The sequence below is a fragment of the Ruegeria sp. BHSA118 genome (assembly GCF_059613405.1).
The window spans coordinates 1-24,637 of sequence record NZ_JBXWSM010000016.1 but is presented as its reverse complement, the minus strand read 5'-3'; the positions used below and the strand labels follow the sequence as shown (position 1 = coordinate 24,637).

Genomic DNA, 24,637 nt, shown 5'->3' with positions numbered 1-24,637 from the left:
GACAGTCTGGATATCGAAAAGGAATTAACCACGGCTCATATCACCGTGACGGTGGTGTTGCCTCAGGCCGCAGGGTCAGCGTTGCCCAACAATTGGACGCCGTTGATTTTCCAACCGCCTTCCAGAGGGATCATCTGATAGTCCAGTATGTGCACACGCCCGTTTGCATCCGTGATCATCACCTTCTGCCACAAGGCTCCGGCAATTTCACGCAACTCCAGAAAACGTATGTCGGCAGGACGCCAGACCATCGGATATCCACTGCGCACCATCTGTCCGAAATTGTCGGGGTTCTGAAAAAGGCGCTGGATGCTTGGGCTGGCAAAGGTGAAAGCCGTGGCAAAATCATCCGCCTTGAAGGCCTGTATCTGCGCCAAAATGTTTGCTTCGATCTCTGCGTTTTGCGCAAATGCGCCCGACCCCAGCCCAACACTTAGGGATACAGCAAGCAAAAATCGACGCATGGGGCCACCTCCTGTTCCAAGGTTAGCCCCATGCCGGTTCAGGTCAAATCAGACCAGCTCCCCGGCCAGCGCCTTGTCGATTAGGGAAATTGTCTCTGGCACACCGTACAGCGCGATAAAGCCGCCAAAACGTGGGCCCTGTGATGCACCCAGAAGCACTTCGTACAACGCTGTGAACCAACCACGCATGGGGTCGAACCGCTCACGCCCGATGGAATAGACCACCGATTGCAGCGCCTCGTCCTCGGTCGGGCCATCATAAGCCTCAAGCGCGGCTTTCAGCGCTTCCAGCGCCTCACGCTCCTGATCCGTGGGGGCGCGATGTTTGCGCGTTGGTTTGACGAAATCGTTGAAGTAGCGAACCGCAAAGCCCGCGGCCTGATCCAGATCGGGATGGCTTTCCGCTGTTGCTTCCGGCGCATAGCGGCGAATAAAGCCCCACAGCGCCTCTTTGTCTTCGGCACCGGAAACCGATGCCAAATTCAGCAGCATTGCAAAGGGTACGATCAGGGTCGATTCAGGCACTTCGCCGCCGTGGATATGCCAGACCGGATTGTTCAGCCGAGCTTTCAGGTCCTGCCCCGGATAGGCGCGCAACTGTTGATGATATTCGTCATAAGCCTTCGGGATCACGTCGAAATGCATCCGCTTGGCCGTCTTGGGCTTTTGATACATGAAATACGCCAGGCTTTCGGTCGGCGCATAGGTCAGCCATTCGTCAATCGAGACACCATTGCCCGACGATTTCGAAATCTTCTGTCCGTTCTCGTCCAGAAACAGCTCATAGCTGAAATGCTCAGGCGCGCGGCCACCCAAAGCCCGGCAGATTCCGTCATAGATCTTTTCGTTGGTCGCGTGTTCCTTGCCGTACATCTCGAAATCAACGCCCAGTGCCGCCCAGCGCGCCCCGAAATCCGGCTTCCATTGCAGCTTCACGTTGCCACCGGTGACGGGCACGGTCCATTCCTTGCCGTCTTCATCATCGAAGGTGACGGTATAGGTCTCGGCGCAGACCTTTTTCATCGGCACATACAGAACCCGCCCGGTTTCCGGGTGGATCGGCAGGAAGATCGAATAGGTCTGCTGGCGTTCTTCCCGCAGGCTTTTCAACATGATGGCCATCACGTCGTTATAGCGTTCAACCGCACGCTTCAGAATCTCGTCGAACTGGCCCGAGCGATAAAAGTCGCGCGCCGAATAGAACTCGTATTCGAACCCGAAGGTATCAAGGAACCGGCGCAGCATCGCGTTGTTGTGCTCGCCAAAGCTGTCATACTCGCCAAACGGATCAGGAACCGAGGTCAGCGGGCGCTGCAAATGCTCTTCCAACGCCTCGGGGTTCGGCACGTTGCTGGGCACCTTCCGCATCCCGTCCAGATCGTCCGAGAAACAGATCAGCTTGGTCGGGATGTCCGACAGCGCCTCAAAGGCACGCTTGACCATCGTGGTCCGCGCCACCTCGCCGAACGTGCCGATATGCGGCAGGCCCGACGGGCCATATCCGGTTTCAAACAGCACATACCCCTTTTCCGGAGCACCTTTCTGATAGCGTTTAAGCAACCGGCGCGCCTCTTCAAAGGGCCAGGCCTTGGACGACATCGCGGTTTCGCGCAGTTCAGACATTTCAATGTGCTCCATTGGGGAAACGGTCGCGGCTGCACCACGCAACCCGACCGGCCCCTCCTATTGTGCCAGTGCAGCATGAGTCAATAAAGCAGTGGCGCAATTCGCAACACACTGCGCCAAAAACAGTCGCCCTCGGGCCGGTAGGGAAACGTTCTTTGGCCCGCAAACACTCCGCCCGGGATATCTGCGCCGCATATTCACCGGCCAGCCTTGCTCAGGCCACAATGGTGGGCCGATTGTTCCCCCGAAACAAAAAAGACACGGGCGCGCATGCAAACTTGACCTGGTTGTTTCGCACGCTCACCGGGCAGTGTTAGACAAAGGCGACACGGGGGATTTCCCCGGACCAGAGGAAACGGGATGCGACGCGAAACCACCAACCGTATACGCTTTGTACTCGAAGATATCGTGCCGCCTATCCTGCGTGACAGCGCCGCCTTTCATTGGCTGGCATGCAGGGTTTGGGGCGACCATATCACGCGCCTTGCCGAATTCCGTGAACGCGCAACCTATCTGACGGATGACGAATACGAAAAACTCTACCGCGATCATCCGCGCGTGCATCAGGGCACCGACAATTCCGAAGCCTGCATCAAGCGGATAGCCAGTGATATCGTCGGGCAAAGCATCTGCGATATCGGCTGCGGCACCGGAGTTCTTTTGCAACGCATAAAGGCCGCCCGGCCCGACATCACGCAACTGACAGGAGTGGATTTCGTCGTCGATGATGCGGCAGCCATCGACAATATCGACTATGTCGCAGCTCGGATCGAAAAGCTGCCGTTTGAAGACAACAGCTTTGACACCGTAATCTGCACCCACGTGATCGAGCATCTTCTGGATTACCGGCAAGCAATCGCTGAACTGCGTCGTGTCGCGCGAAAACGCGTCATCATCGTCGTCCCGCGTGAACGCGAAAGCAGGTACACCTTCAATCCGCATTTCAACTTTTTCCCCTACACCCACAGCTTTCTGCGCGCCGTGCATCCCAGCCCGGACATCCATGTCTGCGAAGATCTGGGACGCGACATCTACTATTGCGAAGACCGCCCCGGGGAAAAACCTGAACCGGAGCACCCAAGATGACTCCGCCCGCCCCAACAACACTGGTCTGGGCTGGTTTGCTGTGCACACCAGTTATGATCTCGGTCGGGCAAATCCTGTTCAAACTGGCAGGAAACCGGATTGATGGGCGCGAAGTGACCGGAGTGGCGGGCCTCATCCAGACGCTGTTCGATCCTTTCCTTCTTACAGCCTTTGCCATCTATGGCTCGGCAACGGTGCTGTGGGTGTATGTCCTGCGGAATCTGACTCTGTCCCAGGCCTACCCTTTCATGGCCCTCAGTTTCGTTCTTGTGCCACTGGCCTCGCACGTCTTCTTCGGCGAAACACTTGGGCTGCGCTACTGGCTGGGCGCTGCGCTTTTGATTTCCGGAATGATGGTCATGAATACGTGATCGCGCGGGGTGGATGAAACAAGGTGTTGAACCTGACCCGCTGCGCTCATATCGTGCGTCCTCGAACGACCCCAATCAGGACCATCCCATGACCGAGCAAGTGCCCCACCCGATGTCCCCGCAGGATTGCCTTGTGGCGATCATGGTTGCAGTCTCGGCCTCTGACGAAAACATCCGAACCGCCGAGCTGGTCAAGATCGAGGTCGCCGTGAACATGCTGCCGGTCTTTGCCGGTTACGACATCGATCGGACCCGTCGTGTTTCACAGATTGTTTTTGACCTGTTCGAACAGGAAGACGGCCTGGATGCGCTGTTTGGCCTGATCCGCGAAAACCTGCCCGAGCGTCTGAACGAAACGGCCTATGCGCTGGCTTGCGATGTCGCAGCCGCCGACGGTTCGTTGGCCGAAACGGAACTGCGCCTGCTGGAGGAAATTCGGTACGAACTGAATATCGACCGTCTGCATGCCGCCGCAATCGAACGCGGGGCACGCGCGCGCCACACGGTCTGATCCGAGCACTCTACGGGTTTCAGCTTCCGTAGAGCGCGCCCCAACGTTCCAGCAAGGCCCGTTGCAGTTTCCGCGACCTGCGGTTCCAGCTGCGCGCGCCTTCAGGCCGTTCGCGTTGTGCGCGTGGAATCCTGGCGCGATGGGCCACGTCGGCCGTAAAAATGGCAAAGGCCAGATCGACCCCGTCCGCCGTTGTCAGGAAACCGCCCAAACCGGATACGAAGTTCAATGTGCCTGTCTTGGCATCGACCTTGATCGGGTGGTTCTTGACCGGCCGTCCATTGCGATCCGTCAAGGCAAAAGGCTTCATCAATGGGCGCAATGCGCCCATTTTCCGGGCCGCAACAAGGGCTGCGACCAGATCCGCCGGCGCCATACGCGAGGCATCGCCAAGACCGGAATGATCGACCATCGAGATCCCGTTTACGCCAAAGCTCTGAGACGCCCAAAGATTCATCTCGGCCGCCGACTCCGCCAGGTTTCGCGGGTCAACGCCCCGTGCTTTGGTTGCGGCCAGCCCGACCATCTCGGCCGTCAGGTTGGTCGAGTATTTCAGCATCCCGCGCAGAATACTGTCCAGTGCATCGCTGCGAAGCACCACAAGGTCTACGCCTGTCGGCGCCTCTCGTGTCACCTGCACGTGGTTCAGAACGATTCCATTGGATCGGGCCAAAGTACGGAACACATCACCTGCGTACAATGCGGGTTTGCGCACAGGCAGCCAGCGCGCCCCGCCATTGCCCAGCGCGCCCTTGGCCACGGTCCAGCGGTCCTGCCGCGCGCTTGGCTGATAGGTATAGATCGGCAAGCTGCGGTTCTCGACCCGCATGGCTGCCACATCAACTGCCGGCACATATCGCGCGCTGCGTGCATCCATGGTCACATCGTAACCCTTACCGGCACGCTTCCACTCGAAATGGACCCGATTGAAATTCAACGATATCCCACTTACCGCCGGGCTGTACCCCACATGATCCGGCTGACCGGGATCAATGCTGAACACGAAGGGCAGCGCCCCGTCATAAACCTTGAAGGCTCCTCGAACCTCGGTGATTCCGGCCTCGCGCAGGTTGGCCGCCATCGTGGCCAGCGCATCCGTATCCAAAAGCGGGTCACCCCCGCCTGCCAGTATCAGATCGCCATGCAAAATCCCGTTTTCAATTGGCCCATCTGCGATCAAACGGGTTTCGAACCGGTGGTCGGGCCCCAGAACGTCCAGCGCATAAAGCGCGGTCATCGCCTTGCCGACACTGGCCGGGGGCAAGCCCGCACCTTCACCAAAAACCTCCAGCGGCTTTCCGGTCGCCACATCCGCGACGGCGAAAACAACTTCGCCCGTCAATCCTGCGGCTGCAACCAAACGCTCGGCACCACTCAACAGCGCCGCACGCGCGCGCGGCCTGAGCGAGACCAGCGGCGCCTGCGCCAGACCAGCTGCCGGGATCAGAGACGCCCCCAATCCTCCCAGAAACACACGACGTGAAAAACGACCAGCCATAGTTGGAATAAAATCCCACAGATCAAATGCGCGCAACCACTCGCTGCGATTATGCGCCGGGCAAGGCTATTCCGGCAACACTTCCGCGCGCCATTCGCCGCGCGTCCGAATTTCGGTGGAACTGACATCAACCATCGGCACATTCACGAAACACCAGGCCGGAGCCTGCGCCCGCCCCAAAAGATGCCGCGCCTGCCCGTCGATCCTGTACTTGGCATAGACCCGCGCCGCCCTGGACATCCGGGCGGATATCCGGTCGCCGGGCCGTGCGACCACACCGACAGGGACACTGTCCATGATCCCCCGCCAGTCTTTCCAGCGGTGAAACTGCGCCAGATTGTCCGCCCCCATCAGCCAGACAAATCGCACCTGTGGATACAATCGCTGCAACGCTGTCAGAGTATCCGCTGTCGCGCGTGTACCTGTCAGCGCCTCGATGTCCGTCACCTCGACACGCGGATGCTGCATCACATTCCGCGCTGCCACCATTCGCCTGTCCATGGGCGCGGGCCCGCGTTCCTTCAACGGATTGCCCGGCGATACCAGCCACCAAACCCGATCCAGCCCGAACGCCTTCATCGCCTCAAGCGTGACATGCACATGGCCCTGATGCGGTGGATCAAACGACCCGCCGAACAGACCGACGACCTGCCCAGGTCGCGCATAGGGTATGCCGTACCGCTCCATACCCTGCTGATGTTCAGAACTGCGGGGCGTTGTCAATCAACAGGTTGCACCACATCGCCCAGCCGAACCCGCCCGGGTCGCACGACTTCGGCACACCATCCTCCGTGCCCACGCACGGCGGAATAGCCACCCTTGCCCAGCGCTTCTTCCATCCGGCTGCACGGCGCACAAATCACGGTAAGGCGCAAAATTGCCTCGCCCACCTGCACCTCGCGCCCTTTGAGCGCCGTCAGATTGATCCCCGAAACCACCAGGTTGCGCCGTAGGATTTCAGGCGCAACCGGCCCCTGCCCCAGATAAGAGCCAATCGCCGCCAGATGCTCCTGCTGGATCAGGGTTACCGCCCGCTTGCCAACGCGGGCGCGGTCAATGATCAGACCGGCCTCAGTTATCACAGATTCCTCCAGTGACACCATCTCGGCCCGGCGCTCTGGTCGCGCTCCGATCCAAGTGACGCAACCGGGCTGCGCCCAACCCGCAATCAATTCCGCCAGTTCTGACATAACACCCCCATTTTCAGCGCGGCCACACTATGCTGCCCGACCCAAAGACGAAATTCACAATACCACCAGCTTGCCCCGCCCGCCCGGCTCGGATATCCAGCGTTTCAACCAAATTCCCCGACCCAGAGGACGCGACATGGCCGCCTATCAATATGTCTACCACATGCAGGGTGTCTCCAAGACCTATCCCGGTGGCAAGAAGTGCTTTGAAAACATCCACCTCAGCTTTCTGCCCGGTGTGAAAATCGGTGTCGTCGGGGTCAACGGCGCGGGTAAATCGACGCTGATGAAGATTATGGCTGGCCTCGACACCGACTTCACCGGTGAGGCATGGGCCGCTGAGGGTGCCAAGGTTGGTTATCTGCCGCAGGAACCGCAGCTGGATGAATCGCTGACTGTCCGCGAAAACGTTATGCTGGGCGTGGCCGCGAAAAAGGCCAAGGTCGACCGGTTCAACGAGATCGCCATGGAGATCGCCGAGAACTACTCAGACGAGCTGATGGAGGAAATGACCACCCTGCAGGACGCGATCGACGCCGAGAACCTCTGGGATCTCGACAGCCAGATCGACGTCTCGATGGAGGCGCTGCGCTGCCCGCCGGACGATGCCAACATCGCCAACCTCTCGGGCGGTGAGAAACGCCGCGTGGCGCTCTGCAAGCTGCTGCTGGAAGCGCCCGACATGCTGCTCCTGGACGAACCGACCAACCACCTCGACGCCGAAACCATCGCCTGGCTGCAACAGCACCTGATCGACTACAAGGGCACCATCCTGATCGTCACCCACGACCGTTATTTCCTGGATGACATCACCGGCTGGATCCTCGAACTCGACCGCGGCCGTGGTATTCCGTACGAGGGCAACTACTCTGCCTGGCTGGAACAAAAAGCCAAACGGCTGGAGCAGGAAGCGCGCGAGGACAAGTCCAAGCAGAAGACTCTGCAACGCGAACTGGAATGGATGCGCCAAGGCCAGAAGGCCCGTCAGGCCAAATCCAAGGCCCGGATCAACGCCTATAACGAGCTGGCCGAGCAGTCCGAACGCGAAAAGCTGACCCGCGCCCAGATCGTCATCCCCAACGGCCAGCGCCTTGGCGGCAAGGTGATCGAGGTCGAGGGCCTGTCGAAGCACATGGGCGACAAGCAACTGATCGAAGGGCTGGATTTCGCCCTGCCCCCCGGCGGCATCGTCGGCGTCATCGGCCCCAACGGCGCGGGTAAATCGACGCTGTTCAAGATGCTCACCGGTCAGGAACAGCCCGACAGCGGCACCATCACGCTGGGCGACACGGTCGAGCTGTCTTATGTCGACCAGTCCCGCGACGACCTGAAAGACAACGACACCGTGTGGGAGGCGATCACCGGCGGCGCCGAGATCATTCAGCTGGGCGACGCGCAGGTCAATTCCCGCGCCTATTGCTCGTCCTTCAACTTCAAGGGCGGCGACCAGCAGAAAAAGGTCTCGCTGCTGTCAGGGGGTGAGCGCAACCGCGTCCACATGGCCCGCCTGTTGAAAGAGGGCGGCAACGTCCTGCTGCTCGACGAACCCACCAACGACCTTGACGTCGAAACCCTGCGCGCACTGGAAGACGCGCTGGTCGATTTCGCCGGCTGCGCCGTCGTCATCTCACACGACCGCTTCTTCCTCGACCGGATCTGTACGCATATTCTGGCCTTCGAAGGCGACGCGCATGTGGAGTGGTTCGAGGGCAACTTCGAGGACTACGAAGAGGATAAGAAGCGGCGGTTGGGACCGGATGCGCTGGAGCCTAAGCGGTTGAAGCATAAGAAGTTTGCGCGGTGACGCACCGCTGGTGTTCATCGTGATCACGAAACAAGCCGCCCTGCCCGGGGCGGCCTCTTTCACCCCCAAAAATACAAGCGCGCGGGTTGAATGGCCCGTCACACCACATGAGGCCAGGTCATGGACCATAACGGATACGGAACATTCTGGCGTGGCCCATCCCTCGGACCGCTGGAACAGGCCTGCCTGTCATCTTTCGTGCAGGCAGGTCTACCGATCACCCTGTATTCCTACGACCAGCATATCGCGGGGGTCCCGGACGGGGTCGCCCTGCGGAACGCGTCAGAGGTTCTGGCCCTGACAGACGGTTTGGAACACGTTCTGTCAATGTATACAGCCCGCTTTTCCGATCTGTTCCGACTGAAGATGATGCAGGTGGAAAACATGGTCTGGGTCGATTGCGATGTATACCTTTTGAAGCCGGTCAACTTCCAGGATAACCTGATCACGATTGGGCGCGCGTTTCGAGATGGCACCCGTTTCCTGTGGAACGGTGTCATGTATCTGGACCCGGCCTCGGATCTGTTCGCCGACTACCTGTCGCTGACCACCGCCGACACAATCCAATTTCGCGACAGTTGGGACACCAATGTGGAAACCGGCGTCGAAAACAAGTCGGCACGGGACATGTTCACCAGATTGGGAGAGGTGAATTTCTTTTCCGACGACCTTCCGCGAAACTTTTTCGGCCCGATCTTGTTGACTCTGCTGGCCCGGGATCACCAGCAAGCGGAACTCATTCCCCCTCGGGTCCACTATCCTTTCGGGGCACCTAAACTGCGAAAGAACACGCACGATCCCATCGGGTTTCCGCTGGCCTATCCGAAGCAAAGCGAAACCATACACTTCTTCGGCTCAATGGTGCGCAAGACGTGCGGCACGTATTGGAACCCCGAGACAAAGTCCTATGACCGGCTTCCTTCCGGAAGCCTGCTCGACCAAGCGCTGAACGGGACACTTGCCCGGAACTGCCTTTAGGCGGTGAAGCCTGGCGTACGTGGCTGGCAGGAATACCCCCAGAATTGAAGCCTTTGGATGAGATAATACCCCATCTTGAGCAACCAAACGCTCCCTCAGTCGCACCGCCGTCCCATTCTGGATCAACCTAACCCGCGCGGATATCGCGATAGATTGACGCAAACGGCCACTCGGTAGAGTGCTTCCCCGGCCCGCTCATGAATGCGACCGCCAAGAAGCAGCGGCTCAGCATAAAATACATTGGACTGATTGCAGGGGCAGCACCTTGCCAGATCGGTTTCCGCGAAACCTTCTGGCCCGGCACCAATAAGCCCGGCCTCCGAGCCTCCCCATAGGGGCTCACTGCACCAAAGTTTACAGGAAACGATTTCAACCTTTTCTGTCAGGTCCTGTTCCCGCTCTGTGAGTTCCAGCAACAGTTCGTGCATTTCTGGGTTTAACATCCCAGCCGTAAACCACGACGCGTTCGGCCAGGGTGTGGTTTTCACGGCCACAGAAGAAGTTTGATACTCTCTCTTGTCACCCGGTCCCAACACTGCTAAATGCACCCAATCTTACGGCCTCGGATTCGTTCCGGGGCCTTAGATATTTTGAACCGGGGACCTTCGGGGCCCTATACCCTTGGCACCTACGGGGGCCTATCACATAGCGGGGAAACTCCCTGCACTTGCTAAACGGAAGACAGAAAGCATGGCACTCAAGTCGTACAAGCCGACGACGCCGGGCCAGCGCGGGCTGGTGCTGATCGACCGTTCGGAGCTTTGGAAAGGACGTCCGGTCAAGTCTCTCACTGAGGGTTTGACCAAATCGGGCGGCCGGAACAACACCGGACGGATCACTTCACGCCGCCGCGGCGGTGGCGCAAAGCGTCTCTACCGGATCGTTGACTTCAAACGGAACAAATTTGATGTCGCGGCAACCGTCGAGCGGATCGAATATGACCCGAACCGGACCGCATTCATCGCACTGGTAAAATACGAAGACGGCGAGCAGGCATATATCCTGGCTCCGCAGCGTCTGGCTGTTGGTGACAAGGTCATCGCGTCGGCAAAAGCTGACATCAAGCCGGGCAACGCAATGCCATTCTCGGGCATGCCGATCGGTACCATCGTCCACAACATCGAGATGAAGCCCGGCAAAGGCGGTCAGATCGCACGTGCGGCCGGTACTTACGCTCAGTTCGTTGGCCGCGATGGCGGCTATGCTCAGATCCGTCTGAGCTCGGGCGAACTGCGCATGGTCCGTCAGGAATGCATGGCCACCGTTGGTGCCGTGTCCAACCCCGACAACAGCAACCAGAACCTCGGTAAAGCCGGTCGTATGCGCCACAAGGGCGTTCGTCCGTCGGTTCGTGGTGTTGCAATGAACCCGATCGATCACCCGCACGGTGGTGGTGAAGGTCGTACCTCGGGCGGCCGTACGCCGGTTACTCCGTGGGGTAAGGACACCAAGGGTAAGCGTACCCGCAACAAGAACAAAGCGTCCCAGAAGCTGATCATCCGCTCGCGGCACGCCAAGAAGAAGGGACGTTAATCTATGTCTCGCTCTGTTTGGAAGGGTCCTTTCGTCGATGCTTACGTGCTTAAGAAAGCCGAAGCAGCGCGCGAGTCGGGCCGCAACGAAGTCATCAAGATCTGGTCGCGTCGTTCCACCATTCTGCCCCAGTTCGTGGGTCTGACCTTTGGTGTGTACAACGGCCAGAAGCATATCCCGGTAAACGTCACGGAAGACATGATCGGTCAGAAGTTCGGTGAATACTCGCCGACCCGTACCTATTATGGCCACGCCGCTGACAAAAAAGCGAAGCGGAAGTAAGTCATGGGCAAGGAAAAGAACCCCCGCCGCGTGGCTGAAAACGAAGCAATGGCGAAAACCCGCATGCTTCGCACCAGCCCGCAGAAACTGAATCTGGTTGCGCAAATGATCCGCGGCAAGAAAGTTGAGAAGGCTCTGACCGACCTGACTTTCTCGAACAAGCGTGTCGCGCAGGACGTCAAGAAGTGCCTGCAGTCCGCAATCGCGAATGCCGAAAACAACCACAACCTGGACGTTGACGAGCTGATCGTCGCCGAAGCCTGGGTTGGCAAGAACCTGGTCATGAAGCGCGGTCGCCCGCGTGCCCGTGGCCGTTTCGGCAAGATCATGAAGCCGTTCTCGGAGATCACCATCAAGGTGCGTCAAGTTGAGGAGCAAGCCTAATGGGTCATAAAGTAAATCCGATCGGCATGCGCCTTCAGGTCAACCGCACCTGGGACAGCCGCTGGTACGCAGATACCAAAGACTATGGCGATCTTCTGCTGGAAGACCTCAAGATCCGTGAGTTCATCCAGAAAGAGTGTAAGCAGGCCGGTGTTGCCCGTGTGATCATCGAACGTCCGCACAAGAAGTGCCGCGTTACGATCCACACTGCACGCCCGGGTGTCATCATCGGCAAGAAAGGTGCAGACATCGAAGTTCTGCGCAAGAAGCTGGCTCAGATGACCGACAGCGAACTGCACCTGAACATCGTCGAAGTGCGCAAGCCCGAGCTTGACGCGCAGCTGGTTGCCGAGTCGATCGCTCAGCAGCTGGAACGTCGTGTTTCGTTCCGTCGCGCAATGAAGCGCTCGGTTCAGAACGCCATGCGCATGGGCGCCCTGGGTATCCGGGTGAACGTCGCTGGCCGTCTGGGCGGCGCCGAAATCGCACGGACCGAATGGTATCGCGAAGGCCGCGTGCCTCTGCACACCCTGCGTGCCGACATCGATTACGCACATGCCGAAGCGATGACCCCCTACGGGATCATCGGGATCAAGGTCTGGATCTTCAAAGGTGAGATCATGGAGCACGATCCGCAGGCACGTGACCGTAAAGCACAGGAACTCCAGGACGGCCCTGCACCTCGTGGTGCTGGTGGCGGTCGTCGCTAAGGAGGGAAAGATATGCTTCAACCAAAGCGTACTAAATTCCGCAAGATGCACAAAGGCCGGATCAAGGGCGAAGCCAAGGGCGGCTCTGATCTGAACTTTGGCACCTACGGTCTGAAAGCCCTGCAGCCCGAGCGTGTCACCGCACGCCAAATCGAAGCTGCACGTCGTGCCATGACCCGTCACATGAAACGTCAGGGTCGTGTCTGGATCCGTATCTTCCCCGACACTCCGGTCACTGCAAAGCCGATCGAAGTTCGTATGGGTAAAGGTAAAGGTTCGGTGGACCGGTGGGTTTGCAAGGTCAAGCCCGGTCGCGTAATGTTCGAGATCGACGGCGTCAATGACGACATCGCCCGCGAGGCCCTGCGCCTGGCCGCGATGAAGCTGCCGATCAAGACACGCGTCGTGGTTCGCGAAGACTGGTAAGTGATTGGGGCCTCGGCCCCGATCGGCGACATTGAAGCCCCCGTCGAGAGATCGGCGGGGGTTTTTCCACAGGAGCTCTGCCCCCGCCGCGCGTGCCGCGCGCCTCCCCCGGGATATTTTGGGCCAGATGAAGCGGGGATCCGTTCTTCATCTGGCTGCAAATATCCCGGAGCGCGAGGCAGAGCCTCGCAAAAGAGCCATCGCAATCGCGATGAGGCTGCGTTAAGAGGGCGCTATGGCACAGATTGAATCACTCTTCGTAACCCGTCTCTACCGCGCTGCTTTGTCTGAGTTTGATCCCAAGATCGACCCGGAAGAGCTGGAAAGCTCGTGCCTTGTCATTGCCGAGGATGACGAGGCCGGGCAGGATTGGTGTGAGGAAAACGGCTATCCCGGTTATACCAGTTATGCCTCGCTGACCGATCTGCCATGGCGGTTCCCGATCTTTGCTGATCTGGTCAAAGTGCTGGATCAGCATGTGGCGGCCTTCGCCAAGGATCTGGAGTTTGATCTGGGCGAGGGAGAGTTGAAGCTCGAGGACCTCTGGATCAATATCCTGCCCGAGGGCGGCATGCATTCCAGCCACCTGCACCCGCACAGCGTGATCTCGGGCACGACCTATGTGGCAATGCCCGAGGGGGCGAGCGCGCTGAAGTTGGAAGACCCCCGCTCAGGCCGCATGATGGCGGCCCCAACGCGGATCAAAGGCGGGCGGCGCGATTTGCAGCCCTTTATCTATATGAAGCCTCAGGTTGGCGAAGTGCTGCTGTGGGAAAGCTGGCTACGCCACGAGGTGCCGATGAACATGGCCGAGGAAGAGCGGATATCGGTCAGTTTCAACTATCGGTGGGACTGAACGCTCCCACCGAATACCGGCATCTTGAATGTCGGCGAACACCGTTGGTACTTCGCTCAGAATAAGCGTAAGTCCTGTCAGGTGGCAGGTGAAGGCCAAGCAAATTCTGGACGAAGCGCTTCATATACCGGTCGTCCGTCATCAGGCTTGGGGTACCCTTTGCTGTCATCGTAAAACGCGTGGTAAGTCGCTGCCGGAAACTGGCTGTCATCATACCCCATCACGTTGGGTACAGCCACGCGTATGCGTTTTTGCTTGTCATCCAGCATCAGCGCGGCCCCGCACTCTGAACATGTGCAAAGCTCTAAAGGGCCATCGGGATTGTTGGCGTTGAATGGTTGACGGTTCATCTTTTCTTCGGGGTCTGCCGACAGGTCTGAGTAGTTAAAGAACGCAACATGGGTTGTGTGCTGGCCGGTCACGGACTTACAGACATTACAGTGGCATTCATGGTTGTCTATCGGTTCTGCCATCGCGACTATCTTGACGTGTTCACATCCTCCTGAATAAGGACTGGTCATTTTCTTACCTCCTCTGTGAACTTCAGGCTTTTGGGCCTGCTCTATTGGGCGCCGAACGCGGCCCGTTGGCAATACAGACCTTGGCCTGAGTTTGGATGAGGAATACTTCGAGGAACCTTTGTGGTTGGTCACCCACTCAGCGACCGGGAGCAACTTATTCCCTTGCCGTAAAGAAGACGTCAAACTTTCCCTTGCCACCCACCCCCTAAACCCTTATACGGCGGCATCCTGCAAGTCCCCCGGCCGAGTCGGGGGATTCGTATGTCTATCATTCATCCACCAGGTCCAAGGTGACCCTGCAAGGGGGCCTTCTGGTGTTTTGAGCAAAGGAAAAAGGCGATGAACGCCCAAGAACTGCGTGACAAGACCCCGGACCAGCTCCGCGAGGAACTGGCCAACCTGAAGAAAGAAAGCTTTAACTTGCGCTTTCAACAGGCAACCGGTCAGCTGGAAAATACTGCTGGTATCAAAGCGGCCCGCCGCAATGCTGCCCGCGTCAAAACCATTCTGAACGAAAAGGCCGCTGCCGCGGCATCGGAGGAGTAATCCTATGCCCAAGCGTATCCTGTCCGGAATCGTAACCAGCGACGCCAATGAGCAGACCGTGACTGTTTCGGTTGAACGCCGTTTCAAGCACCCGCTGCTGCAAAAAACCGTTCGTAAGTCCAAGAAATACCGGGCTCACGACGAAAAGAACGCCTTCAAGGTCGGCGACACCGTACGCATCATCGAATGCGCGCCGAAATCGAAGACGAAACGTTGGGAAGTTCTGGAAGCGTAAGCTTCCGGGATTTTTCATTTGTCGAAACCCTGGGGGATCTAATCAGACCAGCCCCCACAGGTCGGGAGAAACCACATGATCCAGATGCAGACCAATCTGGATGTCGCTGACAACTCCGGCGCACGCCGAGTTCAGTGCATCAAGGTTCTGGGTGGTTCCAAGCGTAAATACGCCTCCGTCGGCGACATCATTGTCGTCTCGGTGAAGGAAGCCATCCCGCGCGGCCGCGTAAAGAAAGGTGACGTCCGTAAGGCCGTCGTCGTGCGCACCGCCAAGGAAGTCCGTCGCGAAGACGGCACCGCGATCCGTTTCGATCGCAACGCCGCCGTCATCCTGAACAACAACAACGAGCCCGTAGGTACACGTATCTTTGGCCCCGTTGTTCGCGAACTGCGCGGCAAGAACTTCATGAAAATCATCTCGCTGGCTCCGGAGGTGCTGTAATCATGGCTGCTAAACTCCGCAAAGGCGACAAGGTCGTCGTGCTGGCCGGCAAGGACAAGGGCAAAGAGGGAACCATTTCCTCGGTTGACCCCAAGGCCGGTAAAGCTGTTGTCGATGGCATCAACATCGCCATCCGCCACACCCGTCAGTCGCAAACCTCGCAAGGTGGCCGCCTGCCTCAGGCAAACCCGATCGACCTGTCGAACCTGGCGCTGCTGGACAAGAACGGCAAAGCAACCCGCGTTGGCTTCCGCATGGAAGGTGACAAGAAGGTCCGCTTCGCCAAGACCACAGGGGACGTGATCGATGCTTGATTCCGCAACCTACACCCCGCGTCTGAAAGCTCAGTACGTTGAAACCATCCGTGCCGCTCTGAAAGAAGAGTTCGGCTACAAGAACGACATGCAGCTGCCCAAGCTGGAAAAAATCGTTCTGAACATCGGTTGTGGTGCTGAGGCCGTCAAAGACTCGAAAAAAGCGAAAGCCGCTGTCGAGGATCTGACTGCGATTGCTGGTCAACAGGCCGTTGCAACCAAGGCGAAGAAGTCGATCGCGGGTTTCCGCGTCCGTGAAGACATGCCGCTGGGCGCGAAAGTGACCCTGCGCGGTGACCGGATGTACGAATTCCTGGATCGCCTGATCACCATCGCGCTGCCGCGCGTTCGTGACTTCCGCGGTGTTAAGCCTTCTTTCGATGGTCAGGGCAACTTTGCCATGGGCATGAAAGAGCACATCGTGTTCCCGGAAATCGACTTCGACAAGGTCGACGAGGTCTGGGGCATGGACATCGTAATTGCCACCACAGCGAAAACCGACGCTGAAGCAAAGGCACTGTTGAAAGCATTCAACATGCCGTTCAACGCGTAAGCGCCGGGAGGATTGAGACATGGCTAAAAAAGCAATGATCGAACGCGAGAAAAAGCGCGAACGCCTGGTGGCCAAATATGCCGCAAAGCGTGCCGAGCTGAAAGAAATCGCGAATGACGAGAGCAAGCCGATGGAAGAGCGTTTCAAAGCGCGTCTGAAACTGGCGAAACTGCCGCGCAACAGCTCGGCTACTCGTTTGCACAACCGCTGTCAGCTGACCGGTCGTCCCCACGCTTACTACCGTAAGCTGAAGGTCAGCCGTATCGCGCTGCGCGAGCTGGGTTCTGCTGGTCAGATCCCCGGCATGGTGAAATCGAGCTGGTAAGGGAGACATAGATATGAATGATCCTATCGGCGATATGCTCACCCGTATCCGCAACGCGCAAATGCGCGGCAAGTCCACCGTTTCCACCCCGGCTTCCAAGCTGCGCGGTTGGGTTCTGGACGTGCTGGCGGACGAAGGCTACATCCGTGGCTATGAAAAGACGACCGGTGAAAACGGTCATCCGGCCATCGAAATCAGCCTGAAATACTACGAAGGCACCCCTGTCATTCGCGAACTGAAGCGGGTCTCCAAGCCCGGTCGTCGCGTATACATGGGCGTCAATGACATCCCGCAGGTCCGTCAGGGTCTGGGCGTGTCGATTGTCAGCACTCCGAAAGGTGTGATGTCGGACGCAAACGCTCGCTCCAACAATGTTGGCGGCGAAGTGCTCTGCACCGTCTTCTAAGGAGGTCTGCAATGTCTCGTATTGGTAAAAAACCGGTCGAGCTGCCCAGCGGCGTTACCGCCTCTGTGTCGGGTCAGACCATCGAAGTGAAAGGTCCGAAAGGCACCCGCAGCTTCACCGCCACCGACGACGTAACGCTGTCGGTTGAAGACAACGTGGTCAAGATCGACCCCCGCGGCATGTCCAAGCGTGCCCGCCAGCAGTGGGGCATGAGCCGCACCATGGTTGCCAATCTGGTAACCGGTGTGACCACAGGCTTCAAAAAAGAGCTGGAGATCCAGGGTGTTGGTTACCGGGCTCAGATGCAGGGCAACACCCTGAAGCTGAACCTGGGTTATAGCCACGATGTTGATTTCACTGCTCCGGAAGGTGTCACCATCACCGCGCCGAAGCAGACCGAAATCGTTGTGGAAGGTATCGACCAGCAGCAGGTGGGCGAAGTCGCGGCCAAAATCCGCGAATGGCGCCGTCCCGAGCCGTACAAAGGCAAGGGCATCCGCTATAAGGGCGAGTTCATCTTCCGCAAGGAAGGCAAGAAGAAGTAAGGACGCAAACAATGGCAAACAGCAAAAGAACCCTGTTTCTGAAGCGCCGCCTGCGCGTTCGGAACAAACTTCGCAAAGTCAACGCCGGCCGTGTACGCCTGTCGGTTCACCGCTCGAACAAGAACATCAGCGTTCAGCTGATCGACGACGTTCGTGGCGTGACCCTGGCCTCGGCCTCGACCCTGGAAAAAGACCTGGGTGTTGTTGGCAAGAACAACGTCGAAGCGGCCACCAAAGTGGGCGCGGCCATCGCCGAGCGTGCCAAGAAGGCAGGCGTCGAAGAGGCCTATTTCGATCGTGGCGGCTTCCTGTTCCACGGCAAGGTGAAGGCAGTTGCCGACGCTGCGCGTGAAGGTGGCCTGAAGATCTAAGACTTGCGGGCGGGTTTCGATCCGCCCCGATGATCCGGGGGCCCTGACATCAGTCGGGGCTCACTTGGATTGAAGAAAACGGCGCCGTATGCGCCACATGAGAAAAGGGATGCCAAATGGCAGAACGTGAAAACCGTCGGGGCCGTGGCCGCGACCGTGAAGAAGCACCGGAATTTGCAGATCGCCTGGTCGCAATCAACCGCGTGTCGAAAACCGTAAAAGGTGGTAAGCGCTTTGGCTTCGCCGCTCTGGTGGTTGTCGGCGATCAGAAAGGCCGCGTCGGCTTTGGCAAGGGTAAAGCGAAAGAAGTACCTGAGGCCATCCGCAAGGCGACTGAGCAAGCCAAGCGTCAGATGATCCGCGTGCAGCTGCGCGAAGGTCGGACCCTGCACCACGACATCGAGGGCCGTCACGGCGCTGGTAAAGTGGTTATGCGCACCGCACCTGAAGGTACTGGTATCATCGCCGGTGGTCCGATGCGTGCCGTGTTCGAAATGCTGGGCGTTAAGGACGTTGTGTCCAAGTCGCTGGGCTCGCAGAACCCGTACAACATGATCCGCGCCACCATCAACGGCCTGCAGAAAGAGCAGAGCCCGCGTTCGGTTGCCGCACGTCGTGGTAAAAAAGTTGCCGACATCCTGCCCAAGCGGGACGAAGCACCGGCTGCTGAAGCCGAAGCGTAAGGAGAGCGACCCATGGCAAAAACCATCGTCGTCAAGCAGATCGGTTCTCCGATCCGCCGCCCCGCCGAACAGCGCGCAACCCTGATCGGCCTGGGCCTGAACAAGATGCACAAAACCCGTGAACTGGAGGACACTCCTTCGGTCCGCGGCATGATCCGCAAGATCCCGCATCTGGTAGAGATCGTCGAAGAGCGCGGCTAAGCGTAGTCTCTTTGAAGAACTAGAAACGCCTCTGACTTCGGTCAGGGGCGTTTTTTCTTGCGTTTACCGCATCGGAAGTATCGTTTTGATCCATTTTGATTAGAAAGTTGAGACAACATGAAACTGAACGAGGCGGGTGTCTAGGAAACCCGGGGCACCTCAATGCCCTCTACGACCGTTTCTGAGTACTTCTGACACACGCCAAAACTTCCGAGTGTCTTACCCCATCCGATTTGCGTTGGGAGCAACATTTGTCATACCGAGAACGCATAGCGGCTAGACCGAAACCACCGTTGTTAGCGATAACCATCAGCCTTATCTCAGCCTTGTCCAAATAAGGAACACACAAGGAAACGTCAGGGAATTCGCCCTGATTTGAGAAAGGAACACAGAAATGACAACCGCAACACTGACAAATACCGGCTTCAACTTCGGCATCCGGATCATGGACATGATCACACGCCTCAAAACTGCCCGTGCGCGTGCCGCTGAGTATCAGCGCACCTATTCCGAGTTGCAGCGCCTGACCAACCGCGAACTGGATGACATCGGCATCCGCCGCTGCGACATTGCAGATATTGCGCACAAGCATGTTTACTGCTCTTGATCGCGGATATCCCAGTGCAAGACACAAAGGCGCCGAACGGCGCCTTTTCTATTTCCGGAAGAAGCCCGCAGAACGGCCATAGAGCGCCTGAGCGCCTCCACAGTGCCGAAGTACGCTACCCCTACTGTATGACGCTAAAATCGGGCCTATGTCCCCTTCTTGATGTCGAGCGGGGGTTATAGCGCTATCTCAAAGCTCGTGACTCGACCGTACATGGTAAGGCCGCATGTTGCGTGTGTGCTCTGCTGACGCGCCGGAGGCCACCGGGCCCAATGGCCGCCTGCGGCAGCTGCTGGCGCATCTCACGGCCGAAACGTCTTGAAACACACGGTGTCCGGATTGGCATTCCACACTTGAACAGGTTGATCGGGTGGTTTGTCATCTGCACCTTTATCTTCTGCACTGCGCAGTCCTGGTCACAGTGATCCACGAACCGACGAGCCACGTGCGTTGGGCCGAGCAGGCAATGCCCCTGCGGACGAGCCTCGGTGTAACGGGCAGCCCAAAAGGGGACGTGGCCGGTGCATGAAACCTGGAGATAACCAGGCGCAGATCTGCCCTTGCGTGTTCCAACAACGTGCCAGAAGTCTGGACGAACCCGGGCGGATCAGTCATTCCGACCGCATGGCGACCCTTCATCAAAGAAATCGTATCCACATCGGCACGGCCCTATTTCAGGCTATCAGAAACAGAAAACGGCCCCGACGGGTGAAACCGCCGGGCCGTGATCAGCCGCTCATGTAGGGTCAAAAACCGGTGCTCAGATCGATTTCATTGCTCTTTTCCAGAACTGCACCTGACGTCCAACCGTCTTTGCGGCGATCAAAAATATCGCGCTTATACGACTTAAGTGCCTTGCTTTCTGTCTTCCGTTTAGCAAGTGCAGGGAGTTTCCCCGTTATGTGAGAGGCCCCCGCAGGTGCCAAGGGCATAGGGCCCCGAAGGTCCCCGGTTCAAAATATCTAAGGCCCCGGAACGAATCCGAGGCCGTAAGATTGGGAGCGTGAAACACGGGTTGGGGGTGGGTGTCTATAGGGGAAGAACTACTTTCCTTGCTCGAGAGCGAAAGCTCACTCCCTGCATATCTCAAAGCTATCCACCTATCCGCCACGCATGAAACTAGCCGCCCCAACTATACCGCTTCCGGCAGTTTCGAGGTCCTTGTCATCAAATCTCCGAAACGCACCGACAAACAGGACTACTGTGATTGTTGTTATCGAGATAATAGGAGCTGTTATCATCGCCACCGATAGAGCCGGCCCTACGAAAACGAATGGCCCCCAAAAAACGTTGTGGACGAGGTGCCAGAGAATCCCAGCCATACCCAATATCACTACCACACCGGTCACCACTGCGACCCACTTGATGACACGCCGCTGGCCAATCTCTCGCCGCGTCAACCTACTAAGTGCAGCCTCCGCTTCTAAAAGCTCAAACTCTAACTCTTCGCGCCGCGTGTCACGCGACGCGCCTTCAGGAGGCAGGTCGGGATCAATCGGTGGAATTGTGTCAGGCATTCGCGGCTTGTTTCTGAGCCTCAATACGTTTCATCACATAATGCTGCTTGATTAAGTCATCAGGGATTCGCGCGTAATTTCCTCCCATTTTTGTAGCCACATCCCAGGGCCCACCAGGAACATGTGTCAACTCTGAAAGCTGAAAGGCCGTAAGGCTTCCGTATATGTTGTACACTTGATCAAGCAGATTCTCGTCCTCAGGAGACATCTGAACAGCCGCAGCTGGCACAATGTTAGAGACATTAATGCCTTGCTGCCTGAATGCGCTATACACTTCGGGAATAACAGGACCATATTGCCAAGCCTCAATCCGGTTAGCAATTAAAGGCGCGTTCTTTGTTTCCAGAGTCCACCCATGCGCTATGTAAACAAGCTTTAGGAGCGACATAATAGACAAAGTTCTATTGTCCCGCTTGGCGCGAGTTACAAACCAATTTGCAACTTGACGGGCGTCATAAATCAAACTTCGGACCTCCTAGTCCATTTTATATAAGCATTAGTTCACAAAATGTGAATCTAAGAACGTTCCACGGCCACTAAATGTCACAACTATTAACAGAACAAAAAAACCCCCGCTTTCGCGGGGGTCTTCCATTCATTCCAAAGACCGTTCCGATCAGAGACCGGTGGACACGTCGATGGTGTTCCCCTCTTCCAGGGTCACATATGCTTTTTTGACGTCTTTCCGACGGCCCAGCTGGCCGCGGAACCGCTTGACCTTGCCTTTGGTCACGGTGGTGTTCACCGCTTTGACCTTCACACCAAACAGCGCCTCAACGGCCTCTTTGATCTGCGGCTTGTTGCTGTCGATCGCCACTTCAAAGACAACCGCGCCGTTCTCGGACGCCATGGTCGACTTCTCGGTGATGATCGGCTTGCGGATCACGTCGTAGTGTTCTGCCTTCGCGCTCATTTCAGACGAGCCTCCAGTGCTTCGACAGCCGCTTTGGTGAGCACCAGAGTGTCACGCTTGAGGATGTCATAAACGTTTGCACCCATCGACGGCAGGATATCCAGACCTTCGATGTTGCGCGACGCCTTCAGGAAACCTTCGTTCACGGTCGCGCCGTCGATGACCAGAGCGCGTTTCCAGCCCAGGTTTGCAACCTGTTTGGCCAGAGCGGCAGTCTTGCCTTCGGCTTCGGCGTTCTCGATCACAACCAGTTCACCTGCCTTGGCTTTTGCCGACAGAGCGTGGCGCAGGCCGAGCTTGCGGAACTTTTTCGGCAGGTCGTGGCCGTGCGAACGAGGGGTCGGGCCCTTGTAGATACCACCCTTGCGGAAGATCGGCGCGTTACGGTCACCATGGCGTGCGCCACCGGTGCCCTTTTGGCGATAGATCTTCTTGGTCGAGTAGCTGGTTTCCGAGCGGGTCTTCACCTTGTGGGTGCCGGCCTGCGCGTTGTTGCGCTGCCAACGGACCACACGGTGCAGGATGTCCGCACGCGGCTCGAGACCGAACAGATCGGCGTTCAGCTCGATGTCGCCGGCCTTGCCGCCGTCCAGTTTGATTACATCAAGTTTCATGCTTCACCACCTTCCGCGGATACTTCTTCCGCAGGTGCTTCGGTTGCAGCCGATTTCACAGCAGCCGGGAAAGGCAGGCCTTCCGGTGCTTTCTTCTTCACGGCGTCCTTGACGGTGACCCAGCCCGATTTCGGTCCGGGAACGGCGCCTTTGATGAAGACCAGACCACGGTCGGCGTCGGTTTTGACAACCTCGAGGTTCTGGGTGGTTACACGGGCAGCACCCATGTGACCGGCCATCTTCTTGCCTTTGAACACCTTGCCCGGATCCTGACACTGACCGGTCGAACCGTGCGAACGGTGGCTGATCGACACACCGTGCGAGGCGCGCAGACCACCGAAGTTGTGGCGCTTCATCGCACCGGCAAAGCCTTTACCGATCGAGGTGCCCGACACGTCAACCTTCTGACCAGCCAGGAAGTGCTCTGCCGAAATCTCGGCGCCCACTTCGATCAGGCCATCTTCGGAGACGCGGAACTCGGCCAGCTTGCGCTTGGGCTCGACCTTGGCAGCGGCGTAGTGGCCGCGCATGGCTTTCGAGGTGCGTTTTGCCTTGGCAGCACCAGCGCCCAGCTGAACGGCGGTGTAGCCGTCTTTTTCAGCGGTCCGCTGTGCAACAACCTGCAGGTTGTCCAGGTGAAGAACGGTCACAGGGATCTGCTTGCCGTCTTCCATGAACAGGCGGGTCATGCCAACTTTTTTTGCGATAATACCAGAGCGCATAATCTATACCCTCCGATCTTACGACTGCAGCTTGATCTCGACGTCCACACCAGCAGCGAGGTCGAGCTTCATCAGCGCGTCCACGGTCTGGGGGGTCGGATCAACGATGTCGAGCAGACGCTTGTGCGTACGGATCTCGAACTGGTCGCGGGATTTCTTGTCAACGTGAGGGCCACGGAGAACCGTGAACTTCTCGATCTTGTTCGGCAGCGGGATCGGGCCGCGCACGTTCGCGCCGGTCCGCTTGGCAGTGTTGACGATCTCTTGCGTGCTGGCATCCAGAACGCGATAGTCAAATGCCTTCAGCCGAATACGGATGTTTTGGCTTTGCATATTAACAGCCTTTTTTAGGCGTTGAGGTTGAGAGGAGGACAGACGCGCATCGCCAACCCTCTTCGAACCCAAAAGGCGGGAATCACCCCGCCTTGATGTTCTTGATGAGAACTCGCGCGTATTAATGGGGTTGGTGGGGTTTGGCAAGGGGGAATATGAGCTTGTGCTGACATGCTCCACATCGGTCAGATGTATATCGCGCACAAATTTTGAGGTAGTTTGAGCCCCACTTATCTCTTTTAGATTGAGACTTGACCACATTTTGTTAGCAGTATCTCCAAAGAAAAATCTTTCAGATTTCAGAAGGAACACAAATGCGAAAAATAACAGGCATTCTGACATCGACCATGTTGGGTAGCGTAAGCTTTCTTTCAACCACTTCGACGTCAGTAGCGCTGGAACCGAATCTGCGCTCCCAGATTATCGAAAAGGTGGGAAATTATGTAGAAGCTGTCGGCTGTTCATACGAAGCTGATAATCAGGATGATCTTTTAATTGCTAATCTTGGCGGAGAGGAATTGGAAGGTTCAACCTATGTGGCCTTTCCAATGTACGATGAAGGTTGCGTTGGCGGATCCGGGACTATCTTCTTCTCACCTGTCGTTCTCAAAGCGACAGAATTCGGTTCTCAGACCCCCTATGTAGACGTTTGGGCGACGACTGAAATTGATTTTATCAACATGCCGGCAAGAAATTTGGAAGCCGTGGAAGTTCTGACTGCTGACCGTATCCGTATTGTTGGATACGAATATGGAGAAGACGATCCGACGTGTTGCCCGTCCAAACGCGTGGATAGGGTTTACAAACGCTATTTGGGAAGAGGACAAGATCTGTGGGTGCCTGAGTTAGACTGACGGCAAACTTTCGCGACCAGGACACCGAACAACGTAGTTTGAAATTCTCAAATCGTAGCAAAAAAGGGCGCCCATTTGGGCGCCCTTTCTGTCGGTATTCGCGGGTGCGAATTACTCGATGATTTTCGACACAACGCCGGCGCCGACGGTGCGGCCGCCTTCGCGGATGGCGAAACGCAGACCGTCTTCCATCGCGATCGGAGCGATCAGCTCG

Annotated in this window: 36 protein-coding genes; 24 read left to right on the top strand and 12 right to left on the bottom strand. The window is 57.5% G+C overall.

Going from position 1 to position 24,637, the window contains the following annotated elements; all coding sequences use genetic code 11:
* Positions 1-62: 62 nt before the first annotated feature.
* The gene (locus AC2FNN_RS07100) at positions 63-464 is read right to left on the bottom strand and encodes a DUF4864 domain-containing protein (protein WP_496757532.1); all 402 of its coding nucleotides are present in this window, start codon (positions 462-464) and stop codon (positions 63-65) included.
* 48 nt (positions 465-512) lie between these two features.
* Positions 513-2,087, bottom strand: a complete 1,575-nt coding sequence (locus tag AC2FNN_RS07095) for a lysine--tRNA ligase (RefSeq protein ID WP_496757531.1) — start codon at positions 2,085-2,087, stop codon at positions 513-515.
* A 363-nt stretch (positions 2,088-2,450) separates the two neighbouring features.
* On the opposite strand from AC2FNN_RS07095, the gene AC2FNN_RS07090 reads away from it, so the two are divergent.
* From AC2FNN_RS07090 to AC2FNN_RS07080, 3 genes are all read left to right on the top strand, one after another.
* Positions 2,451-3,176, top strand: coding sequence for a class I SAM-dependent methyltransferase (locus AC2FNN_RS07090; RefSeq protein ID WP_496757529.1), 726 nt, complete (start codon positions 2,451-2,453; stop codon positions 3,174-3,176).
* Positions 3,173-3,547, top strand: a complete 375-nt coding sequence (locus AC2FNN_RS07085; RefSeq protein ID WP_496757528.1) for an EamA family transporter — start codon at positions 3,173-3,175, stop codon at positions 3,545-3,547. The genes AC2FNN_RS07090 and AC2FNN_RS07085 overlap by 4 nt, the downstream gene beginning before the upstream one ends.
* Positions 3,548-3,635: 88 nt before the next feature.
* A complete protein-coding gene (locus AC2FNN_RS07080; RefSeq protein ID WP_152459150.1) occupies positions 3,636-4,058 on the top strand; it encodes a tellurite resistance TerB family protein in 423 nt (140 codons plus the stop codon).
* A gap of 19 nt (positions 4,059-4,077) precedes the next feature.
* Here the strand turns inward: AC2FNN_RS07080 and dacB are convergent, their stop codons facing one another.
* From dacB to AC2FNN_RS07065, 3 genes are all read right to left on the bottom strand, one after another.
* Positions 4,078-5,556 (bottom strand): D-alanyl-D-alanine carboxypeptidase/D-alanyl-D-alanine endopeptidase, encoded by a 1,479-nt coding sequence (gene dacB, locus AC2FNN_RS07075; RefSeq protein WP_496757526.1) that lies wholly within the window; start codon positions 5,554-5,556, stop codon positions 4,078-4,080.
* 66 nt (positions 5,557-5,622) lie between these two features.
* Positions 5,623-6,243: a nicotinate-nucleotide adenylyltransferase gene (locus tag AC2FNN_RS07070; protein WP_496757606.1), complete on the bottom strand. Its 621-nt coding sequence runs from the start codon at positions 6,241-6,243 to the stop codon at positions 5,623-5,625.
* Positions 6,244-6,275: 32 nt separating this feature from the next.
* The gene (locus AC2FNN_RS07065; protein WP_496757525.1) at positions 6,276-6,746 is read right to left on the bottom strand and encodes an MOSC domain-containing protein; all 471 of its coding nucleotides are present in this window, start codon (positions 6,744-6,746) and stop codon (positions 6,276-6,278) included.
* 136 nt (positions 6,747-6,882) lie between these two features.
* Here AC2FNN_RS07065 and ettA point away from each other — a divergent pair, with 136 nt between their 5' ends.
* The 8 genes from ettA (at position 6,883) to AC2FNN_RS07025 (ending at position 13,719) form a co-directional block, all read left to right on the top strand.
* On the top strand, positions 6,883-8,550 hold the full coding sequence (ettA, locus tag AC2FNN_RS07060; RefSeq protein WP_010442471.1) for an energy-dependent translational throttle protein EttA: 1,668 nt from the start codon (positions 6,883-6,885) through the stop codon (positions 8,548-8,550).
* A gap of 120 nt (positions 8,551-8,670) precedes the next feature.
* Complete coding sequence (locus tag AC2FNN_RS07055) at positions 8,671-9,528, top strand: glycosyltransferase family 32 protein (RefSeq protein WP_496757524.1); 858 nt, start codon at positions 8,671-8,673, stop codon at positions 9,526-9,528.
* Positions 9,529-10,218: 690 nt separating this feature from the next.
* Positions 10,219-11,061: a 50S ribosomal protein L2 gene (rplB, locus tag AC2FNN_RS07050; protein ID WP_170356688.1), complete on the top strand. Its 843-nt coding sequence runs from the start codon at positions 10,219-10,221 to the stop codon at positions 11,059-11,061.
* A gap of 3 nt (positions 11,062-11,064) precedes the next feature.
* Positions 11,065-11,343, top strand: coding sequence for a 30S ribosomal protein S19 (gene rpsS / locus AC2FNN_RS07045; protein WP_068348022.1), 279 nt, complete (start codon positions 11,065-11,067; stop codon positions 11,341-11,343).
* A 3-nt stretch (positions 11,344-11,346) separates the two neighbouring features.
* Positions 11,347-11,727, top strand: coding sequence for a 50S ribosomal protein L22 (gene rplV / locus AC2FNN_RS07040; protein WP_039538267.1), 381 nt, complete (start codon positions 11,347-11,349; stop codon positions 11,725-11,727).
* Positions 11,727-12,437 (top strand): 30S ribosomal protein S3, encoded by a 711-nt coding sequence (gene rpsC, locus AC2FNN_RS07035; RefSeq protein ID WP_496757522.1) that lies wholly within the window; start codon positions 11,727-11,729, stop codon positions 12,435-12,437. The genes rplV and rpsC overlap by 1 nt, the downstream gene beginning before the upstream one ends.
* Positions 12,438-12,449: 12 nt before the next feature.
* Positions 12,450-12,863: a 50S ribosomal protein L16 gene (rplP, locus tag AC2FNN_RS07030; RefSeq protein WP_117872242.1), complete on the top strand. Its 414-nt coding sequence runs from the start codon at positions 12,450-12,452 to the stop codon at positions 12,861-12,863.
* Positions 12,864-13,098: 235 nt separating this feature from the next.
* A complete protein-coding gene (locus AC2FNN_RS07025; protein ID WP_496757521.1) occupies positions 13,099-13,719 on the top strand; it encodes a 2OG-Fe(II) oxygenase family protein in 621 nt (206 codons plus the stop codon).
* 77 nt (positions 13,720-13,796) lie between these two features.
* Here AC2FNN_RS07025 and AC2FNN_RS07020 read toward each other — a convergent pair whose 3' ends face one another.
* Positions 13,797-14,240, bottom strand: coding sequence for a GFA family protein (locus AC2FNN_RS07020; protein WP_496757519.1), 444 nt, complete (start codon positions 14,238-14,240; stop codon positions 13,797-13,799).
* Between the two features lie 339 nt (positions 14,241-14,579).
* On the opposite strand from AC2FNN_RS07020, the gene rpmC reads away from it, so the two are divergent.
* The 12 genes from rpmC to AC2FNN_RS06960 all read left to right on the top strand — a co-directional run bounded on the left by rpmC (position 14,580) and on the right by AC2FNN_RS06960 (position 19,470).
* Positions 14,580-14,786, top strand: coding sequence for a 50S ribosomal protein L29 (gene rpmC / locus AC2FNN_RS07015; RefSeq protein ID WP_010437082.1), 207 nt, complete (start codon positions 14,580-14,582; stop codon positions 14,784-14,786).
* Between the two features lie 4 nt (positions 14,787-14,790).
* Positions 14,791-15,021 (top strand): 30S ribosomal protein S17, encoded by a 231-nt coding sequence (rpsQ, locus tag AC2FNN_RS07010; RefSeq protein ID WP_171092001.1) that lies wholly within the window; start codon positions 14,791-14,793, stop codon positions 15,019-15,021.
* A 75-nt stretch (positions 15,022-15,096) separates the two neighbouring features.
* On the top strand, positions 15,097-15,465 hold the full coding sequence (rplN, locus tag AC2FNN_RS07005; RefSeq protein WP_008757934.1) for a 50S ribosomal protein L14: 369 nt from the start codon (positions 15,097-15,099) through the stop codon (positions 15,463-15,465).
* Between the two features lie 2 nt (positions 15,466-15,467).
* Complete coding sequence (gene rplX, locus AC2FNN_RS07000; RefSeq protein ID WP_039523375.1) at positions 15,468-15,779, top strand: 50S ribosomal protein L24; 312 nt, start codon at positions 15,468-15,470, stop codon at positions 15,777-15,779.
* The gene (gene rplE / locus AC2FNN_RS06995) at positions 15,772-16,332 is read left to right on the top strand and encodes a 50S ribosomal protein L5 (protein WP_496757518.1); all 561 of its coding nucleotides are present in this window, start codon (positions 15,772-15,774) and stop codon (positions 16,330-16,332) included. Before rplX ends, rplE begins: the two co-directional genes overlap by 8 nt.
* A gap of 19 nt (positions 16,333-16,351) precedes the next feature.
* A complete protein-coding gene (gene rpsN / locus AC2FNN_RS06990; RefSeq protein ID WP_010437098.1) occupies positions 16,352-16,657 on the top strand; it encodes a 30S ribosomal protein S14 in 306 nt (101 codons plus the stop codon).
* A gap of 13 nt (positions 16,658-16,670) precedes the next feature.
* Positions 16,671-17,063 carry a 30S ribosomal protein S8 gene (gene rpsH / locus AC2FNN_RS06985; protein ID WP_068340741.1) on the top strand — a complete coding sequence of 131 codons (393 nt, stop codon included), beginning with the start codon at positions 16,671-16,673 and terminating at the stop codon, positions 17,061-17,063.
* Between the two features lie 11 nt (positions 17,064-17,074).
* On the top strand, positions 17,075-17,608 hold the full coding sequence (rplF, locus tag AC2FNN_RS06980) for a 50S ribosomal protein L6 (protein WP_170456135.1): 534 nt from the start codon (positions 17,075-17,077) through the stop codon (positions 17,606-17,608).
* Between the two features lie 11 nt (positions 17,609-17,619).
* The gene (gene rplR, locus AC2FNN_RS06975) at positions 17,620-17,979 is read left to right on the top strand and encodes a 50S ribosomal protein L18 (protein WP_039523386.1); all 360 of its coding nucleotides are present in this window, start codon (positions 17,620-17,622) and stop codon (positions 17,977-17,979) included.
* Positions 17,980-18,095: 116 nt separating this feature from the next.
* Positions 18,096-18,662 carry a 30S ribosomal protein S5 gene (gene rpsE / locus AC2FNN_RS06970; RefSeq protein ID WP_170328768.1) on the top strand — a complete coding sequence of 189 codons (567 nt, stop codon included), beginning with the start codon at positions 18,096-18,098 and terminating at the stop codon, positions 18,660-18,662.
* 12 nt (positions 18,663-18,674) lie between these two features.
* Positions 18,675-18,863: a 50S ribosomal protein L30 gene (gene rpmD, locus AC2FNN_RS06965; protein WP_050605831.1), complete on the top strand. Its 189-nt coding sequence runs from the start codon at positions 18,675-18,677 to the stop codon at positions 18,861-18,863.
* A 394-nt stretch (positions 18,864-19,257) separates the two neighbouring features.
* On the top strand, positions 19,258-19,470 hold the full coding sequence (locus AC2FNN_RS06960) for a DUF1127 domain-containing protein (protein ID WP_496757516.1): 213 nt from the start codon (positions 19,258-19,260) through the stop codon (positions 19,468-19,470).
* A 1,509-nt stretch (positions 19,471-20,979) separates the two neighbouring features.
* On the opposite strand, the gene AC2FNN_RS06955 is transcribed toward AC2FNN_RS06960, so the two are convergent.
* From AC2FNN_RS06955 to rpsJ, 5 genes are all read right to left on the bottom strand, one after another.
* Complete coding sequence (locus AC2FNN_RS06955) at positions 20,980-21,450, bottom strand: Panacea domain-containing protein (protein WP_496757515.1); 471 nt, start codon at positions 21,448-21,450, stop codon at positions 20,980-20,982.
* Positions 21,451-21,603: 153 nt separating this feature from the next.
* Positions 21,604-21,900 carry a 50S ribosomal protein L23 gene (locus AC2FNN_RS06950; RefSeq protein WP_008757532.1) on the bottom strand — a complete coding sequence of 99 codons (297 nt, stop codon included), beginning with the start codon at positions 21,898-21,900 and terminating at the stop codon, positions 21,604-21,606.
* Positions 21,897-22,514, bottom strand: a complete 618-nt coding sequence (gene rplD, locus AC2FNN_RS06945; RefSeq protein ID WP_155148664.1) for a 50S ribosomal protein L4 — start codon at positions 22,512-22,514, stop codon at positions 21,897-21,899. Before rplD ends, AC2FNN_RS06950 begins: the two co-directional genes overlap by 4 nt.
* Positions 22,511-23,236 carry a 50S ribosomal protein L3 gene (rplC, locus tag AC2FNN_RS06940; protein ID WP_171638102.1) on the bottom strand — a complete coding sequence of 242 codons (726 nt, stop codon included), beginning with the start codon at positions 23,234-23,236 and terminating at the stop codon, positions 22,511-22,513. Before rplC ends, rplD begins: the two co-directional genes overlap by 4 nt.
* An 18-nt stretch (positions 23,237-23,254) precedes the next feature.
* Positions 23,255-23,569 (bottom strand): 30S ribosomal protein S10, encoded by a 315-nt coding sequence (gene rpsJ, locus AC2FNN_RS06935; RefSeq protein ID WP_008756422.1) that lies wholly within the window; start codon positions 23,567-23,569, stop codon positions 23,255-23,257.
* 314 nt (positions 23,570-23,883) lie between these two features.
* On the opposite strand from rpsJ, the gene AC2FNN_RS06930 reads away from it, so the two are divergent.
* Complete coding sequence (locus AC2FNN_RS06930; RefSeq protein ID WP_496757514.1) at positions 23,884-24,423, top strand: hypothetical protein; 540 nt, start codon at positions 23,884-23,886, stop codon at positions 24,421-24,423.
* A gap of 111 nt (positions 24,424-24,534) precedes the next feature.
* Here AC2FNN_RS06930 and AC2FNN_RS06925 read toward each other — a convergent pair.
* Positions 24,535-24,637, bottom strand: a 103-nt coding sequence (locus AC2FNN_RS06925) for an EF-Tu C-terminal domain-related protein (RefSeq protein WP_480918583.1), incomplete at its 5' end; no start/stop codon positions are given.